This is a genomic window from Deltaproteobacteria bacterium (assembly GCA_029210625.1).
Classification (GTDB): Bacteria; Myxococcota; Myxococcia; order SLRQ01; family SLRQ01; genus JARGFU01.
Map to the genome: position 1 here is coordinate 148,380 of JARGFU010000016.1, position 14,508 is coordinate 162,887.

Below are 14,508 nucleotides of genomic sequence, written 5' to 3' on the forward strand. Positions count from 1 at the left end.
TCGGGCGGTTGCGTGGGCATACGGCTTGCTGTCTGCAGGCCCGTTCCTTCGCTCCACAACCCTCGAAGAAGACCCCGATGAAGACCGCCCGCCTCGCCCTCGCCGCCCTCCTCCTCTCCTCCACCGCCTGCTTCCCCGCGGCCGATGATGACGCCACCCCGCCCGCCGTCGGCCGCTACTCGGCCGAGACCCAGAGCGGCCTCCTCGCCTTCCTCAACGATCAGGTGGAGACCGACCAGCGGCGCCTCGACGTGGACTGCGGCCTGCGGGCGGACACCGCCGAGAACCTGATCCGGCACCGTGACGGCCTCGACGGGCTGGTGGGCACCGAGGACGACGATCTCTACGAGAGCGTGGACGAGGTCGACGCCGTGGGCGGCGTGGGGCCGGCCTCCCTCGAGAAGCTGCTGCAGTGCGCGGAGTGGTTCGCGCCCACCGAGCCGGTGGTCGACCGGGTCGACGTCTTCACCGAGCTCGCGCAGGTGGACCCCGCCCTCGCCGGCCTGATCACCGGCGAGCTGCAGGCCGAGGCCGAGCGCCGGGCCGATCCCTCCCGCGACGCCCCGGTGGTCTTCGAGGCGGTGACCGTCCACTCGGCCGGCGGCAAGGCCGTGCGGATCGAGGTCGACTACCTCCAGGGCGAGCTGCGCATCCGGCTGGTCCTCGACGGCGAGTACCAGCTCGTGACCGACGACGTGCTGGGCTGAGCCTCTAAGGGCGGCAGGCCGCGCCGCTGCGGGTGCCGAAGATCGACTTCAGCCCGTCCGTGCGGGTCGGGCTGATCAGGAAGGCGTAGCAGGGGTAGGTGGTGGGCGCGGCCGCGTCGCTGTAGGTGGTCGCGGTCTGGCCGGCGACCAGGGTGAGCCAGTTGCCGACCAGGGTGCAGGTCCCCGAGCAGTCCATGATGCCCCGGGAGACGGAGTAGCTGCCGGCCCCGGCGACGTTGGTCCAGGAGACCTCGAAGCGGTCGGTAGCGGCGACGTAGGTGTTCGCCACCGAGCTCGGCCCGAGCATCGGGGTGCCGTTCGCGAGCACGTAGGCGGCGTCGCTGAACCCGTAGGTGTAGGCCACGCCCAGGATCTCGGACTCGTGGCCGGCGGGGCTCACCGCCACCACCTTGTAGAGGTAGAGGAAGCCCAGCTCGACGGTGGTGTCCCAGTGCTCGGTGGCCGGCGCCGTCTCGCTGCCGACGAGGGCCATCGGAGTGCCGTAGTCGTGGGTCCGGTAGATCCGGTACCCGGCGGCGCCGCTGACCTCCTGCCAGCGCACGACGATCCCGGTGTCGGGGCGGGTGTCGGTGGGGGTGGAGGCGGTGGTCGCGCTCTGTCCGGTCGGGTTGGTGAGCCGCCGGGCGGCGCCCTGGACGGTGGTGCTCGGGGCGGACTCCCCGGCGGGGCCCACCGTCGTGATCCGGTAGGTCAGCAGCTGGTCGAGCCGGGCGAGGGAGGGGTAGTCGTCGTAGGGGGGACCGAGGAGGTCGCCGCCGAGCTGGGTCCAGCCCCCGTCGTCCCGGTAGAGGCGGTAGGCCGTGGCTCCGGAGACCTCGTCCCAGGAGAGGCTCACCCGATCGAGGAGGTCCTGCGAGGCGGAGAGGTTGGCCGGGGGCAGGAGCGCCGGCAGGGTGATCGCCAGGGTGGCGCCGGAGGTCATGCCCCGCCGCCCGGAGGCCGTCACCCCCACCACGGCGTAGTAGTAGGGGGTGGCGGGGAGCAGCCCGGTGTCCTCGTGGGCCGCCGCCGCGGGGGTGCCCACTTCCTGGACGACGCCAGCCGGATCGTCGCCGCGCAGCACGACGTAGGAGGCGGCCTCGGGCACCGCGGTCCAGGTGAGGCTCACGGTGTCGCTGCCGGTGGGGGTGGCCGTCAGGTGCATCGGGGGAGGCAGCGGCACCAGGGAGCCGGTCGCCCGGTTGCTGAAGGGTGAGCTCTCGCCGGCCAGCGTGAAGGCCCGCACGTGGTAGTAGGCGGGGGCGTCGGCCAGGGGACCGGAGTAGCTGGCGCTGGGCCCGGCGACGTCACCGGTCACCGGCGTGCGGGCCAGGTTGCCGGCGCCCTGGTGGTAGACCCGGTAGAAGTCCGCGCCCGTGACGGGCTGCCAGGTGAAGTCGATCCGGTCGGCGAAGGTCGTCGAGCCCTGCAGGCCCACCGGGGCCGGCAGGGTGGGATCGGCGTCGAGGGTCACCGAGACCGGGGTGCTCATCGGCCCCGCGGGGGAGGTGAAGTCGGCCAGCGCCCGCACGCCGACCCAGAAGGTCGCGCCCGGGGCGTACACGCCGTAGCCCATCCGCGTCTCGCTGGTGCCGCCGATCTGCGAGCCGGGCAGGGCGAGGTCGGCGGCGGAGCCCGCCACGTGGACCTGGTAGGCGCCCGCGCCGGCGACCGCGTCCCAGGTCACCGTCATCCCGTCGGGGCCGGTGGCGAAGGCCTGCACGTTGACCGGCGGCCCGAGCAGGGAGGGATCGTCCATGGCCCGGGAGCCGAGGGCGCGGCTGCTCGGCGCGCTCTCGGTCGCCGCGTCGAGGGCGGTGAGCTCGTACCAGTAGGGGACCCCCGGTGAGGCGGAGGTGTCCTCGTGGCTCTCCCGGGCCGGGCCGCCGGGGCCGCCGGGCTGCTCGAGGATGTCCCGGGTGGCCGGCAGCTCGGCCAGCAGGGTGGCCGGGCCGAGCTCGTCGTCGGCGCGGTAGAGGCGGTAGCCCGCCGCGGCCGGCTGCGGCAGCCAGCTCAGTGAGACCCGGTCGAGGTAGAGGCCATCGGTGGCCTGCAGATCCGTGGGGGCCGTCAGCGGAAGGGGAGAGCAGTCGGGATCGAAGTGGCGGCAGGCCTCGCAGGTGCCGTCGCCGTAGTCGGTGTCGGTGCAGGGATCGGTGGCGAGAGCCTGACAGTCGGAGTCGAGCTGGGCGCAGGCGTCGCAGGGGCCGTCGGAGTAGCGGCCCTCGCTCTGGCAGGTATCGACGGGGGCGTTGCAGTCCGGGTCCGGCTGGGGACAGTCGAGGTCGCAGGTGCCGTTGCCGTAGCGCCCCTCCACCGCGCAGGGATCGACGTTGTTGCAGTCGGGGTCGGGGTGGAGGCAGTCGAGGTCGCAGGTGCCGTCGCCGTAGCGGTCGGGTCCGTAGCAGGGATCGACGCTGTCGCAGTCGGGATCCGGCTGGGGACAGGCGTCGTCACAGGTGCCGTTGGCGTAGCGGCCCTCCTCCTCGCACCAGTCGCCGCCACCACCGCCGTCGTCGCGGCCGCCGCGACCCTCACCGCAGGCCACGCCGAGGCCGAGCAAGAGGATCAGTGCCAGAGAACTCGGGGCGAGGCGGCTGCGGGGCAAGGTTGCTCCCTCCTGAGGGTCGGGAGAGAGCGTAGCAGAACCAGGGGCCGCTAGAGGATGGCCTCGTCGATCCGCCGCTCGTGGAGCCGCCGCACCTTGGCGAAGAGGACGGCGGGCAGGAGCTTCATCGGGATCAGGCCGACCACGATGGCCGCCGGGCCGAGGAGGTCGATCAGGGTGTAGACGCCCGGGTGGACCTCGGGGGGCTCGCTGAAGGTGCCCTGGAAGAAGAGGGCGACCCCCACGTAGAGGGCGAGGAAGAAGAAGGGCGCGGCGAAGAGGGTGAGCCAGGTGACGAAGACCGGCGCCCGGTGGCCCTCCATCATCGCGGCGCTGTCCGAGAGGGCGTCGGCGCCCTTGCCGCGATCGGTGAGGACCACCGGGAGGATCACGGCGTAGGAGAGGGCGCGCAGCACGCCGGGCACGATCAGCAGCAGGGTGAAGAGGAGGGTGATCAGGTTCGAGAGGATGCTCGCCCAGATCATCGCGCCCCAGCGCTTCATCGTCTCGGACAGCGCGATGCCCACGGTGGCCTCGCGGCCCTCGATGAGCCGCAGCGCCAGGATGATCATCGCGCCGTCGGCGATGATGGTGATGAACCAGGAGAAGCGGTCGACGGTCTCGGCCTCGGGGACGAGGGCGGTGAGCAGGAGCAGGGGCAGCTCGAAGATCGCCACCAGCGCCAGGCAGGGCAGCCAGAGCTCCTTGAGCATCATCCAGACGCCCGAGAGCAGGCTGCCCACGCTGAGCTCCTCGCGCTCGATGACGTGCAGCACCTTCTCGGAGCAGGGGGCGCAGAGCATCTGACCCCGCATCGGCCGCAGGTCCTCGAAGGTGCCGCAGCGATCGCAGGGGGTGGGCTCCGCGGGCCGGGGAGGGGGAGCGTCGGCCAGAGGGTTCATGGGAAGAGGAGTACCACGGGGGGCGCGCGGGGACAGCCGAGCTCAGCGTTCGCGGACGCCCTCGAAGTAGCCGAGGCGGCCGAAGCCGAAGAGCAGGCGCCGGTGCGTCACCTCGCGGGCGCCGGCGAAGCCCGCCTCCTCCAGCTCGCGCACGAGGCCGCCCCGGTAGTTCTCGGCGATGTGCTGCTTGTGGAAGGTCCGGCCGAGGAAGCCGTCCTTGCGCTCGCCCTCACCGGCGAAGTCGAGGAGGTGCAGCGAGCCGCCCACCTTCAGCACCCGCAGGACCTCGCGCAGCGCCGGCCCGCGCAGCTCGCCCGGCAGGTGGTGGAACATCAGGGAGGAGAAGACCCGGTCGAAGCTCGCGTCGGGGAAGGGCAGCTCCTCCGCCGAGGCCTCGACCAGCTCGGCGGTGAGGCCCTCGGCCTCGAGCTTGGCCCGGGTCCGCTCGAGGGCCTTCGGGTCGGGGTCGATCCCCGCCGCGGTGATCCCCGGGTGGGCCCGCAGCAGATCGCGCAGGAGGGTGCCGGTGCCGCAGCCCAGGTCGAGCACCCGCTGGCCGGCCTCGACCCGCGCCTGGGGGATCAGGCCGCGCCGCGCCCGGTCGCCCCCCGAGAGCCGCAGGAGCGGATCGTAGAGGGGCAAGAGCAGGTCGTGGCCCATGGCCGGGATGAAGCCGTGATGCTCGTGGGTCATGGCGGCACCCTAGGGTCTGCTCGTCTAGAGGGCCTCGTCGGCCCCCACGTCGTAGCCGGCGCCCCGCGGGCGGGCCTCGCCGTCGAGGTCGTCGGAGGGCGGGAAGCCGCCGGGAGACGAGGCGACGCCCGCGTCGACGCAGGCGTTGGGGCTCGAGAGGTTCAGGCTGTAGTCGCCGCCCGTCGGGTCGGTCAGGGCGCAGACGGCGAGTGTGTTGGACCCCCAGGTCTGGCCCGAGGTGTTGCAGAGGGTGCCGCTGGCCGCGTTCAGGTCCGCGAGGTCGGCGGTGTCGGTGCCGTTGCAGTGGGCGAGGAAGGCTCCGGCGGGGTTGAGGATGTTGCCGTGGAGCTGGGTGGGCAGGGCCTCGGGAGTGGCCAGGTAGATCCCGTAGGGGAAGCCGGTGACGTAGCTGTTGCCCATCACGAAGGCGCGGGAGCCGCGGACGCCGGAGCCCGGTCCGGTGGTGATGCCGTCGCCCAGCATCGTCGTGTTCCAGATGGAGACGTTGTTGCTGGCCACGAACACCGCGGAGACCCTCCCGCCCATCGTGTTCGAGAGCACCGAGTTGCGAAGGTTCAGCACGCCGGAGTTGCCGGAGAGGCCGACGGTGATCACCGCGAAGTTGTCGAAGTTCGAGTAGGCGTAGGTGTTGCCGTCGACCTCCAGCACCGAGCGCTCGACGATCGCCTCACCCGAGCCGGCCACCCCGATGGCGCGGGCCGCGCCCGTGACGTTGCTGACCCCGATGACGCTCACCCGGGAGTCCTGCACCGTGAGGAGCCCTCCGTTGAGGAAGATGCCGTTCGTGTTGAAGCAGCTCTGTGCGCTGACGATCTCGCTGCGGGTGACCGTGAGGTCGCTGCTGTTGTCCACGCGGACGGGGATGCAGGTGTAGCTCGAGGCACCGGCGATCGGGTCCATCTGGTAGGAGATCCGGGCATCCCGGAGCTCGAGCGTGCAGCCGGCGCACTGGAGGGCACGCATGAGGGAGTTGATCCCGCAGGAGTTGGCCCAGACGAGCTCGAGGCCCGAGAAGAGCAGCCCGCCCCCCGGCGTGGGGGGCACCTGGATGACGCCCTCCCCGGCCGGGGAGGACGAGCAGAGATCCTGCTGTCTCTGGATGAGGAGGCCGCTGGTGACCCCCCGCGCGAAGGTGACCGGGTCGCGGCCCGCGAGGAGGTGTACTCCGGTGGGCCAGAAGATGTTGGAGTCGGTGAGGAACTCGTTGTAGGCGCCCGAGAGCATCAGCAGGTGGCGGCCGTCCCCGGCGCCGGTGGCCCCGGGATCGACCACGGCGAGGGCGCCCCGCAGGGAGCGGCAGGGCGTGGCCTTCGGGCCGCAGCCCGCGCCGTCGGCGGCCCCGGCGGCGTCGGAGACGAAGACGAAGTTGGTATCCGAGGGCTCGACGAAGACGGTGACCTCCACCGGCAGCGAGTCGAGGTCGCCGTCGTTGATGACCAGCTCGTAGCGGGCCCAGCTGTCGGCGTCCGAGAGCTCGAGGGCGGCGAAGCCGGGGGTCGGGTCCGGCGGCACCGCGCCGTTCAGCGTCGCCGGGAAGAGGCTCGAGCCCTCCAGCCGGGCCCAGGTGAAGACCAGGGGGTCGCCGTCGACGTCGAAGGAGCCGCTGGCGTCCAGGCCCAGGGGTCCGCCCTCCAGGGCGACGACGGTGTTGCTCGGCACCACCACCACCGGGCGGTGGTTCACCTGGAGGATCAGCTGCTCCATCGGGCTCCAGGCGCCGGCGGCGTCCTGGACCTTCAGGCCCAGGAAGAAGACGCCCCGGCCGCTCAAGGTGGCGGTGGCGTTCTCCACCGTGGCCGAGGGGGTGAAGACGACGTCGCCCGAGGCGGGCTTGGAGATCACGCTCCACTCCCAGCCGGTGAGGGCGTCGCCGTCGGGGTCGGTCGAGGCCGAGGCGTCGAGGTCGACCACGGAAGGGTCGGCCACGCCGGGGGTCGCCACCGGCACCGCCGCCGGGGCGTTGTTCAGCGCCTCTACGACCAGGGGCACGGCCAGGCTGCTGACCTCGCCGTCGGAGACGACGAGCTCGAGGTCGTAGCGGCCCTTCATCACCGGGGTGAAGAGGGGGGTGCGCGAGGCCGGGTCGTCCAGCAGGCCGGTGAGGTCGGCGCCCACCGGCCCGGTGAGCACGGTCCAGCTCCAGCTGGCGATGGGCTGCCCCTCGGGGTCGGTCCCGCCGCCGCGCAGGCGCAGGGGGGTGCCGTTGGGGGTGGTGACCCAGCCGTCGGTCTGGGCGACCGGCGGGGCGTTGTAGTCGACCGTGATCGCCACCAGGTCCTCGGCGCTGGTGGCGCCCTCGCTGTCGGTCGCGGTGGCCGAGAAGACCAGCACGGTGTCGGCCAGGGGCGCGGTGAAGGTCGCCGTGCCGGCGGAGGCGTCGGGCACGAGGGTCACGCCGGGGCCGGCCACCTGCTCCCAGGTGTAGGTGAGGGCGTCGCCGTCGAGGTCGGTGGCGCCGGCCTGCAGCGTGACGCTCTGGCCGCCGTCCACGGTCTGGTCGGGACCGGCGCTCACCGTGGGGGCGAGGTTGAGCACCTCGATCCGCAGCAGGTCGGCCGCGCTGGAGATCTGGCCGTCGGAGACGACGAGCTCGAGCTCGTAGCCGCCCCGAACGGTGGGGCTGAAGAGGGGGGTGCGGGTGCTGCTCTCGGTCAGCAGGGTCGTGAAGTCGACGCCGACCGGGCCGGAGACCGCGGTCCAGCTCCAGCTGACGATGGGGTCGCCGTCGGGGTCGCTCGCCCGGCCGGTGAGGCGCACCGGCGCGAGGTTCGGCGTCTCGAGGTAGGTGCCGGCGTCGGCCACCGGGGCCCGGTTGTAGTCCACGGTGACGATCACGGGGTCGGCCGCGCTGCGGGCGCCCTCGCTGTCGGTGGCGATCACCGAGAAGACCAGCACCGCCGAGGCCAGCGGGGCGTCGAAGCTCGCCAGGCCCGTGCCCGCGTCCTCGATCAGGGTCACCGTGTTGCCGGCCACCTGCGACCAGTCGTAGGTCAGGGCGTCGCCGTCGAGGTCCGTGCCGCTGGCCTGGAGGACCACCGCGGCGCCGCCCGCCACGAGCTGATCGTTGCCCCCCGAGACCTCCGGGGCGACGTTCAGCACCTCGATGGCGAGGGTGTCGGCGGCGCTCTCGAGCAGCCCGTCGGAGACCACCAGCTCGGCCCGGTAGCCGCCGCGCAGGGTGGGCGAGAAGAGGGGGGTGCGGGTGTCGGTGTCGGTGAGCAGGCTGTCCAGCTGCGCCCCCGGCGGGCCGCTGACCAGGGTCCAGCTCCAGCTCGCGATGGCGTCCCCGTCGGGATCGATGGCGTTGCCGGCCAGGCGCACGGGCACGCCGTTGGGGGTCTCGAGGAAGGCGCCCGCGTCGGCCACCGGCGGCAGGTTGTGCTCGACGACGATCCGCAGGAGGTCGGGCTCGCCCACCACGTCGGGGTAGGCGGTCTCGCGCCCCGCCACCGAGAGGACGATGACCGTGCTGGCGTCCGGGGCGGTGAAGCTGGCGACCCCGGTCTCGGCGTCGGCCTCGAGCACCACCGGCAGGCCGGCCACCTGGCTCCACTCGAAGGTGAAGGCGTCGCCGTCGGCGTCCTCGCCGATGGCCTGGAGCAGCACCTCGACCCCGGAGGCCACGAGCTGATCGTCGCCCGCGTCGACCACCGGCGGGTTGTCGGGCACCGCCTCGCGCGAGAAGTCGGGGCAGCCGGCGGCGGCCAGCAGACAGACGAGTCCGAGGGAGAGCGTGCGCATCAGGGAACCCCAGCCTGTACGGGTGAAGCCCGATACTGCCACAGCGATCTGGCGGGTCGAAGACTACTCGGCGGGCTCGGCCCAGACGGCCAGCTCGTTGCCGGCGGGGTCGCGGAAGTGGAAGCGCCGCCCCCCGGGGAAGTCGAAGGGCTCGACGGTGATGGCGCCGCCGGCGGCCTTCACCTTCTCGAGCGTGGCGGGGAGGTCGGTCGAGAAGAGGATCACCAGGGGCCCGCCCGCCTTCACCTCGTCCACCGGCCGAAGGCCCCCCACCTCGGCGGAAGGGTCACTCATCATCTTGATGCCCGAGTAGTCGGGGCCGTAGTCGTTGAAGCTCCACCCGAAGGCCTCGCCGTAGAAGCGCTTGGCCTCGGCCAGGTCGGTGACGGAAAGCTCGATGTAGGAGATGGCGTGGTGGGTCAGCTGCTCGCGGGGCATGGCGGGGGTCTCCTGGGTCGGGGCCGCTGCCCCGTGGGCGCAGGCCACTCCGAGGAGGGCGGCGCAGAGGGGGAGGGCGAGGCGGGGGATCATGGTGGGGAACTTAGCTCGGCGGCGGAATTCGGAGGATGGACCGCGAGGTAGACCGGCGGAGGTCCTTCAGACACCTTGTGAGGAAGATCGCGCCCCGAGCCCCTTCGTTCACGAGCCCGTTCGATGGCACGGGCCAGCTGACGTTCGAGGAGCTCACGTGGTGGAAGCTGGGTGAGGTAGCTCGCCACCCGGAGGGTTCCCCGATCGAGCTCCAGGAGCTCGATCTGCTCCTGATTCCGGTCGGCGCAGAGGATCAGGCCGAGTGGGGGATTTTCGTCCGGACCTCGTTCGTGGCGGTCGAGCCACCGCAGGTAGAGCTCCATCTGGCCCTTGTCGCGGGCATCGAAGCGGCCGAGCTTCAGCTCGATGGCCACGAGCGCCCTGAGGGGGCGATGGAAGAAGAGCAGGTCGAGATAGTAGTCGTCCGGTCCGATCGAGATCCGCTTCTGCCGGGCGACGAAGCTGAAGCCCTCCCCGAGCTCGGTGAGAAAGCGCTCGAGGTCGTGCAGGATGGCTGCTTCCAGCTCTCTCTCTCCGTGTTCAGCGGGGAGGGCGAGGAAGTCGAGGACATAGGGGTCACGGAAGACGAGGTCGGGTGACATCCGGCCCTCGTCGCGCAGGGCTTCGAGAGCCTCTTCGACGATGGCCTCTGGCCGCCTGGCGATGGCCGTCCGCTCGTAGAGCATCCCGGCGATCCTGGCCTGTAGCATACGGGTGCTCCACCGTTCGAGGCGGCACAGCTCGGCGTAGAACTGCCTCTGGAGGGGGTCTTCCAGGGCGATGATGTGCCGGAGGTGGGTCCACCCCAATTGTGCACGCAGCGCGTGCACAATCTCGAGGTCCGGGAAAACTTCAGCGAATCTCATCATGTAGTGGAGGTTTCGCTTCCTGAAACCTCTCCCGAACTCGGCGGAGAGGGTTCGGGAGACGGCCGCGACGACTTCTTTGCCGTACTCGGCCCGCCCCTCCCCGACGACCTCCGATCGCAGCCGCCGCCCCACCTCCCAGTAGAGCAGAACCAGCTCGCTGTTCACCATGCGCGCCACCCGCTGCCGCGACGCCTTGATGAGTTCTCTCAGCTCCACGGTCAGCGGCTCGGCCATCCCCGGCTTCAATTCCTTCGCCATGACGCGGAAGCTACCAGCACCCCCTGACACTCTCTGGGTCCCACGAGAAAGACCGCTGAGGCTGAGGCGGAAGCGGAGGGGGTCGTCGAGGGCGATGATGTACCGGAGATGCGTCCAACCCAATTGTTGCCGCAGCGAGGCAACTTTCTCCGGATCGCTGAAGAGTTCGGCTACCCCATCTCGAGGTCTCAGTCCCGAGACCGGCGCGCCTCCTCCCGCCACTGATCTTCCAGTTCCAGCTGCCAGCCGAGCAGGCTTCGCATGGGTTCCGGATCGAGCGGAGGCACGATCCCGTCGGTGGCCCGGAGCTGCTCCCGATGCCGCCTCAGCAGTCCGGAGAGGGTCTTCGGGCCCCGGAGGTTGAGCCAGCGGCCTTCGTCTTCACCCTCGGCCACGAGCTTGCGAGAGAGGGACGCCAGCAGGTTCCGAGCCCCCGCCGTGACTCCGGGGAGGGCGATCGTCTCGACGAGGAGGAGCTGGTTCCCCTTCACGTAGGTGTCGAGCCTCACATCGTCACAGGTGGCCTCGGTCGCCGATGCCCAGCCACCCAGGGTGAGGAAGTGGCCGGTTTCCTCCCCACCGAAGAAGGTCTCCTGCAGCCTGTGGCGCCCCTCGAGCTCACCGAAGAGGGCGAGGTCGAAGCTCACGAAACCCAGATCGGTGGCGGCTCTCCGGTAGGGCGCGAGGTCCGCCTCCCACCTCTCGTGGACCTCTTTCGACGGCCGGTAGAGGTGGCGACGGATGGGTGAGTCCTTGGCATCCATGTCGCCGAGGAAGGGCCGAAGCTGGGTGGGGACAGCCTCGTAGGCGAGGCGAAGCGCCTCGAGGTTCTGCGGGTTCGGATCGCCCTGGAAGCTCTTCAGGGCCCTCCAGCAGAGATCGGAGGTCGTTGGTTCACCGTTGAGCTCGCGAACGATGTCGTCGGCTTCCTTCAAGAACTCGTCGATCTGGGTCGGGAAGCGCCCCTCCTGGAGGGTCGCCTCACCGAGCCAGGAGATGCTGATCCGGGCCCCGTCGGGTGGAGAGAGGGTGAGCCTTCCGCTCGCGAGCTGCTCTTCGAGCTCCTTCCGATCGAAGCGCTGGTACTGACACTCGAAGAAACCGTCGGCCAGGATCCAGAGCTGGGTCAGGTAGTGGAGGTCGCCGTTCTTGAAGAAGATCGGACACTCGACGGCCGGAGCCGTCTTGTCTCTTCGCTTCGGGAAGCCGTGCCGACCCGTCATCAGCAGATCAAGAGAGCGCTCATCCCTTGCTCCTCATCGCGTCGCGTGTGTCGAGGGGGCCACCGTCATGGGGTTCTTCCCTGGTTCGCCGAGATGGCCGCCCGCACCTTCTCGCCGCGCAGCGCCCGGAGGACGAGCAGCGGCACGAGGCACCAGGCCAGGCCGCCGAGGCCGATGACGATCGCGAAGATCCCGGCGATCACCTCGAAGCCATCCCCGGAGCCGCCCTGGCGGGTGGACTCGGAGTGGATCCCCCAGACCGCGAAGGCGGTGAAGGCGAGGCAGTAGGCGAGGTAGAGCCAGGTGATCGCCTCCACGAGCGCGCGGCCCCAGGCCCGGAGTCTCAGCAGACCCACACCACCCGCCATCGCCGTCGCCCCGACGATCACGGAGCCGACCGCTACCAGCGGCAGGTTGTCGGCGAAGAAGGCGGCGAAGACGAAGACCGGGCGCTCGGGTCCGGAAAGGAGGGCCTCGGCGGAAGGGTAGGGGGCGATCAGTTGGAGCGGACTGAAGAGCACCATCAGTCCGCCGAAACCGGTAGCCAGCCAGCCGATCAGGGTGATGGAGCCGGGGCGCTTCATGTCTGCGACCACCGGGTCACCGGCCGCGCCTACTGCCCCTCGGGAGGCTGCCAGAGCTCGATCTTGTTGCCCTCGGGATCGAAGACCCAGCCGAAGAGGCCGTACTCGGACTCGTCGACCTTCTCGAGGACCTCGCAGCCCTCCTCGCGCAGCACCGCGAGCAGCGCGCGCAGGTCGGCCACCCGGTAGTTCACCATGAAGGGGGACTTGCTCGGCTCGAAGTAGCTGCCATCGCTGATGGACCAGGTGGTCGAGCCGGCGGCGGGCTTGCCGTCGTCGGCGGCCCAGCGAAAGACGGTGCCGCCCCAGTTCTGCACGTCGATGCCGAGGTGAGCGCGGTACCAGTCACGCAGCCGCTCGGGGTCCTTCGCGGCGAGGAAGATCCCGCCGATGCCGGTGACACGCTCCATCTGATCTCCCCGGGCGCTAGCCCTCGTCGAGCCCCAGCTCGTGGGTCCCGGTGTTCAGCTTCACCCGGAAGTGGTGCGCCCCGAGATACCAGGAGGGCGGGCGCTCCTCGCGCAGCCAGCCGTTGAGGGCGGGCAAGATGCGCTCCTCGATGGCCTGCTGCAGGTCGCGCTTCTGGTTGCTCGGCACCGGGAAGATGGTCAGCGCCCAGGCCGCGTCCCCGGCGTCCTGGCCGGCGTAGGTCAGCTCGAGGACGAGCAGGTCGGGATCGACGGCCTTCTGGGAGTCGGGGCCCGGGAAGGTGAGGCCGATCTCCGGGATCCGCGGATCCTCCACCAGGTGGTCGGCCAGGAGCTCGGAGCCAGCGGGGTGGCTCCAGCCCTTGGGGAGCTTTTCTCTGTTCTTCGTGGAGAGCTTCATGGCTTCACCTTCGCGGCGCCAGGGGGATCGTCAGGCGCTTCTCGTGCGGACGACAAGATCTACCTCGCAGTCGAGGATGTGGAGAAGCTCCAGGACCTGATCGATCGACTTGCGGGTGTTGGTCTGGTCGAGGAGCCGATAGAGCTGGGTCGCGGAGGTCCCGAGCCGTCGCACGATCTCCCTCCTGGACAGCCCGCACTCCTCGATCCGGTTGCGGGCCTCGAGGGTCAGCCGGTAGAGCAGCAGCTCTCGCAGGTAGGCCGGATCCTGATTGTAGTCGAGGACCTGCTCGATGTGGATGGTCCCCTCCTGTCCCGACTCGAGCACGTAGACGAAGGCTTCCCGGCCGAGCTCCCTGTCGACGTGGAGCTCCACGATGCGATCCGCCGGTCCGGGGGGCGGGTCGGCCTTGACGTAGGGGAAGACGAGCTCCTTCGAGTGGGTTCGAAGCTCGAAGACCTTCTTCCGGTTGTTCGCCTTCACGGAGCGGATCTTCATAGCAGTCCCTCTTCTTCCAGCTCCTCGATGAGCTTCAGGATCCGGCGGGTCATCTTCCCTTTCATCTCGATCCGGTTCTCCAGGTCCCACTTCACGACGAGGGCTCCGTCCCGGTAGACGTGGACGTGACGGGGGGTGTGGTCCCCCGCCCAGGAGAGGAAGATGTAGCCGCCACGGCGGAATCTCGACACGACTTAGTGTTACCTTTCGAGGTAACGGTTGTCAAGGTGGGTTGGCGGCTATCTGCCGCCCATGGCCTCGAGGTAGATGCGGTAGCCCTCGAGTTCGTCCTCCTCGACGGTGGTCTTCTTCAGGAGGGTGTGCTCGCCGGAAAGGAAGCCCTGCCTGGCCAGCGGGAAGTGGCCGATCCCGAACTCTCCGCTGTCGATGGAGCCGAGGGTCAGGGTGGAGGGGTCGAGGTCGGCCGGCAGGCTCTCGAAGCGGTTGGCGTAGGACCTCAGGTGCACGGCGAAGTCATCGAGGGCGAGGACCTTGAGGACGCGGTAGCTGCCGTCCTCCTGCTTCGAGGCGTAGAGACCGCCGACGATGGGGGCGTCCTGGGGCATGGCGCGGCTCGGGGTAGGAGGTTCGGAGGCAGGCTCCCTGGAGGCGGGGCAGGCGGTGAGGCCGACGAGGAGCAGGAGGGCGAAGGGGGGCAGTAGGCGAGTCATCATGCAGACTCCCGGGAGTCGAGCCACTGCCGAGCTGTCGAGCAATCTGGGTGGCCGAGGACCCCGCGCAGATTCCTCTCGAGATCTCCTCCCTCTCGGCAAGCGAGAGCGTCCGCTGGCTTCGTTTCCGGACCGGTGGCGGAATGCCCCCCGTTGGGACCAGGAGGTGGCGGATTCCCGTGGAGGAGATCCGCAGAATCCTGCCGATCCCAACCTGTGTTTCGCCCCGCTTCCAGCGCTCCCATACCTCCAGCTTCTCTGCCGCGGTCAGCCGGTCTCGTGACTTCCTGCTCATCACTTTCGCCCTCCGATTCACTAGGTGCGGATTTCGGTCGATCGTGAACACCCAGATCGGCCGAACGTGAACACCTAGA

The 14,508-nt window shown here is 70.3% G+C and carries 14 protein-coding genes; 1 reads left to right on the forward strand and 13 read right to left on the reverse strand.

The genetic code is table 11. The annotated features are described in order from the left end of the window. The first annotated feature begins 77 nt into the window (after nucleotides 1-77). Nucleotides 78-707: a hypothetical protein gene (locus P1V51_16160; protein ID MDF1564580.1), complete on the forward strand. Its 630-nt coding sequence runs from the start codon at nucleotides 78-80 to the stop codon at nucleotides 705-707. A gap of 4 nt (nucleotides 708-711) precedes the next feature. Here the strand turns inward: P1V51_16160 and P1V51_16165 are convergent, their stop codons facing one another. The 13 genes from P1V51_16165 to P1V51_16225 all read right to left on the reverse strand — a co-directional run bounded on the left by P1V51_16165 (nucleotide 712) and on the right by P1V51_16225 (nucleotide 14,137). Then, nucleotides 712-3,315, reverse strand: a complete 2,604-nt coding sequence (locus tag P1V51_16165; GenBank protein MDF1564581.1) for a hypothetical protein — start codon at nucleotides 3,313-3,315, stop codon at nucleotides 712-714. Nucleotides 3,316-3,365: 50 nt separating this feature from the next. After that, nucleotides 3,366-4,217: a hypothetical protein gene (locus tag P1V51_16170; GenBank protein MDF1564582.1), complete on the reverse strand. Its 852-nt coding sequence runs from the start codon at nucleotides 4,215-4,217 to the stop codon at nucleotides 3,366-3,368. 42 nt (nucleotides 4,218-4,259) lie between these two features. Continuing rightward, nucleotides 4,260-4,910 carry a class I SAM-dependent methyltransferase gene (locus tag P1V51_16175; GenBank protein ID MDF1564583.1) on the reverse strand — a complete coding sequence of 217 codons (651 nt, stop codon included), beginning with the start codon at nucleotides 4,908-4,910 and terminating at the stop codon, nucleotides 4,260-4,262. 24 nt (nucleotides 4,911-4,934) lie between these two features. After that, nucleotides 4,935-8,672, reverse strand: a complete 3,738-nt coding sequence (locus tag P1V51_16180) for a hypothetical protein (GenBank protein ID MDF1564584.1) — start codon at nucleotides 8,670-8,672, stop codon at nucleotides 4,935-4,937. A gap of 63 nt (nucleotides 8,673-8,735) precedes the next feature. Further along, nucleotides 8,736-9,110, reverse strand: coding sequence for a VOC family protein (locus P1V51_16185; GenBank protein MDF1564585.1), 375 nt, complete (start codon nucleotides 9,108-9,110; stop codon nucleotides 8,736-8,738). Nucleotides 9,111-9,199: 89 nt separating this feature from the next. Then, nucleotides 9,200-10,330 carry a PDDEXK nuclease domain-containing protein gene (locus P1V51_16190; protein MDF1564586.1) on the reverse strand — a complete coding sequence of 377 codons (1,131 nt, stop codon included), beginning with the start codon at nucleotides 10,328-10,330 and terminating at the stop codon, nucleotides 9,200-9,202. A gap of 188 nt (nucleotides 10,331-10,518) precedes the next feature. Beyond that, complete coding sequence (locus tag P1V51_16195) at nucleotides 10,519-11,553, reverse strand: hypothetical protein (GenBank protein ID MDF1564587.1); 1,035 nt, start codon at nucleotides 11,551-11,553, stop codon at nucleotides 10,519-10,521. A gap of 65 nt (nucleotides 11,554-11,618) precedes the next feature. Further along, nucleotides 11,619-12,137 carry a hypothetical protein gene (locus P1V51_16200; protein MDF1564588.1) on the reverse strand — a complete coding sequence of 173 codons (519 nt, stop codon included), beginning with the start codon at nucleotides 12,135-12,137 and terminating at the stop codon, nucleotides 11,619-11,621. A 29-nt stretch (nucleotides 12,138-12,166) separates the two neighbouring features. Beyond that, nucleotides 12,167-12,547 (reverse strand): VOC family protein, encoded by a 381-nt coding sequence (locus P1V51_16205; GenBank protein MDF1564589.1) that lies wholly within the window; start codon nucleotides 12,545-12,547, stop codon nucleotides 12,167-12,169. Nucleotides 12,548-12,563: 16 nt separating this feature from the next. Further along, nucleotides 12,564-12,965: a hypothetical protein gene (locus tag P1V51_16210; protein MDF1564590.1), complete on the reverse strand. Its 402-nt coding sequence runs from the start codon at nucleotides 12,963-12,965 to the stop codon at nucleotides 12,564-12,566. Between the two features lie 30 nt (nucleotides 12,966-12,995). Then, the gene (locus P1V51_16215; GenBank protein ID MDF1564591.1) at nucleotides 12,996-13,463 is read right to left on the reverse strand and encodes a hypothetical protein; all 468 of its coding nucleotides are present in this window, start codon (nucleotides 13,461-13,463) and stop codon (nucleotides 12,996-12,998) included. After that, nucleotides 13,460-13,654 (reverse strand): DUF4160 domain-containing protein, encoded by a 195-nt coding sequence (locus P1V51_16220; GenBank protein ID MDF1564592.1) that lies wholly within the window; start codon nucleotides 13,652-13,654, stop codon nucleotides 13,460-13,462. The genes P1V51_16215 and P1V51_16220 overlap by 4 nt, the downstream gene beginning before the upstream one ends. 48 nt (nucleotides 13,655-13,702) lie before the next feature. Next, complete coding sequence (locus P1V51_16225; protein ID MDF1564593.1) at nucleotides 13,703-14,137, reverse strand: hypothetical protein; 435 nt, start codon at nucleotides 14,135-14,137, stop codon at nucleotides 13,703-13,705. Nucleotides 14,138-14,508 lie beyond the last annotated feature (371 nt).

Excerpts from the sequence above, each read along its gene's own strand:
- P1V51_16210 (MDF1564590.1), bottom strand. The coding sequence starts at position 12,965 with ATGAAGCTCTCCACGAAGAACAGAGAAAAGCTCCCCAAGGGCTGGAGC.
- P1V51_16225 (MDF1564593.1), bottom strand. The coding sequence starts at position 14,137 with ATGATGACTCGCCTACTGCCCCCCTTCGCCCTCCTGCTCCTCGTCGGC.
- P1V51_16215 (MDF1564591.1), bottom strand. The coding sequence starts at position 13,463 with ATGAAGATCCGCTCCGTGAAGGCGAACAACCGGAAGAAGGTCTTCGAG.
- P1V51_16180 (MDF1564584.1), bottom strand. The coding sequence starts at position 8,672 with ATGCGCACGCTCTCCCTCGGACTCGTCTGTCTGCTGGCCGCCGCCGGC.
- P1V51_16205 (MDF1564589.1), bottom strand. The coding sequence starts at position 12,547 with ATGGAGCGTGTCACCGGCATCGGCGGGATCTTCCTCGCCGCGAAGGAC.
- P1V51_16195 (MDF1564587.1), bottom strand. The coding sequence starts at position 11,553 with ATGACGGGTCGGCACGGCTTCCCGAAGCGAAGAGACAAGACGGCTCCG.
- P1V51_16200 (MDF1564588.1), bottom strand. The coding sequence starts at position 12,137 with ATGAAGCGCCCCGGCTCCATCACCCTGATCGGCTGGCTGGCTACCGGT.
- P1V51_16160 (MDF1564580.1), top strand. The coding sequence starts at position 78 with ATGAAGACCGCCCGCCTCGCCCTCGCCGCCCTCCTCCTCTCCTCCACC.
- P1V51_16190 (MDF1564586.1), bottom strand. The coding sequence starts at position 10,330 with ATGGCGAAGGAATTGAAGCCGGGGATGGCCGAGCCGCTGACCGTGGAG.
- P1V51_16185 (MDF1564585.1), bottom strand. The coding sequence starts at position 9,110 with ATGCCCCGCGAGCAGCTGACCCACCACGCCATCTCCTACATCGAGCTT.
- P1V51_16175 (MDF1564583.1), bottom strand. The coding sequence starts at position 4,910 with ATGACCCACGAGCATCACGGCTTCATCCCGGCCATGGGCCACGACCTG.
- P1V51_16170 (MDF1564582.1), bottom strand. The coding sequence starts at position 4,217 with ATGAACCCTCTGGCCGACGCTCCCCCTCCCCGGCCCGCGGAGCCCACC.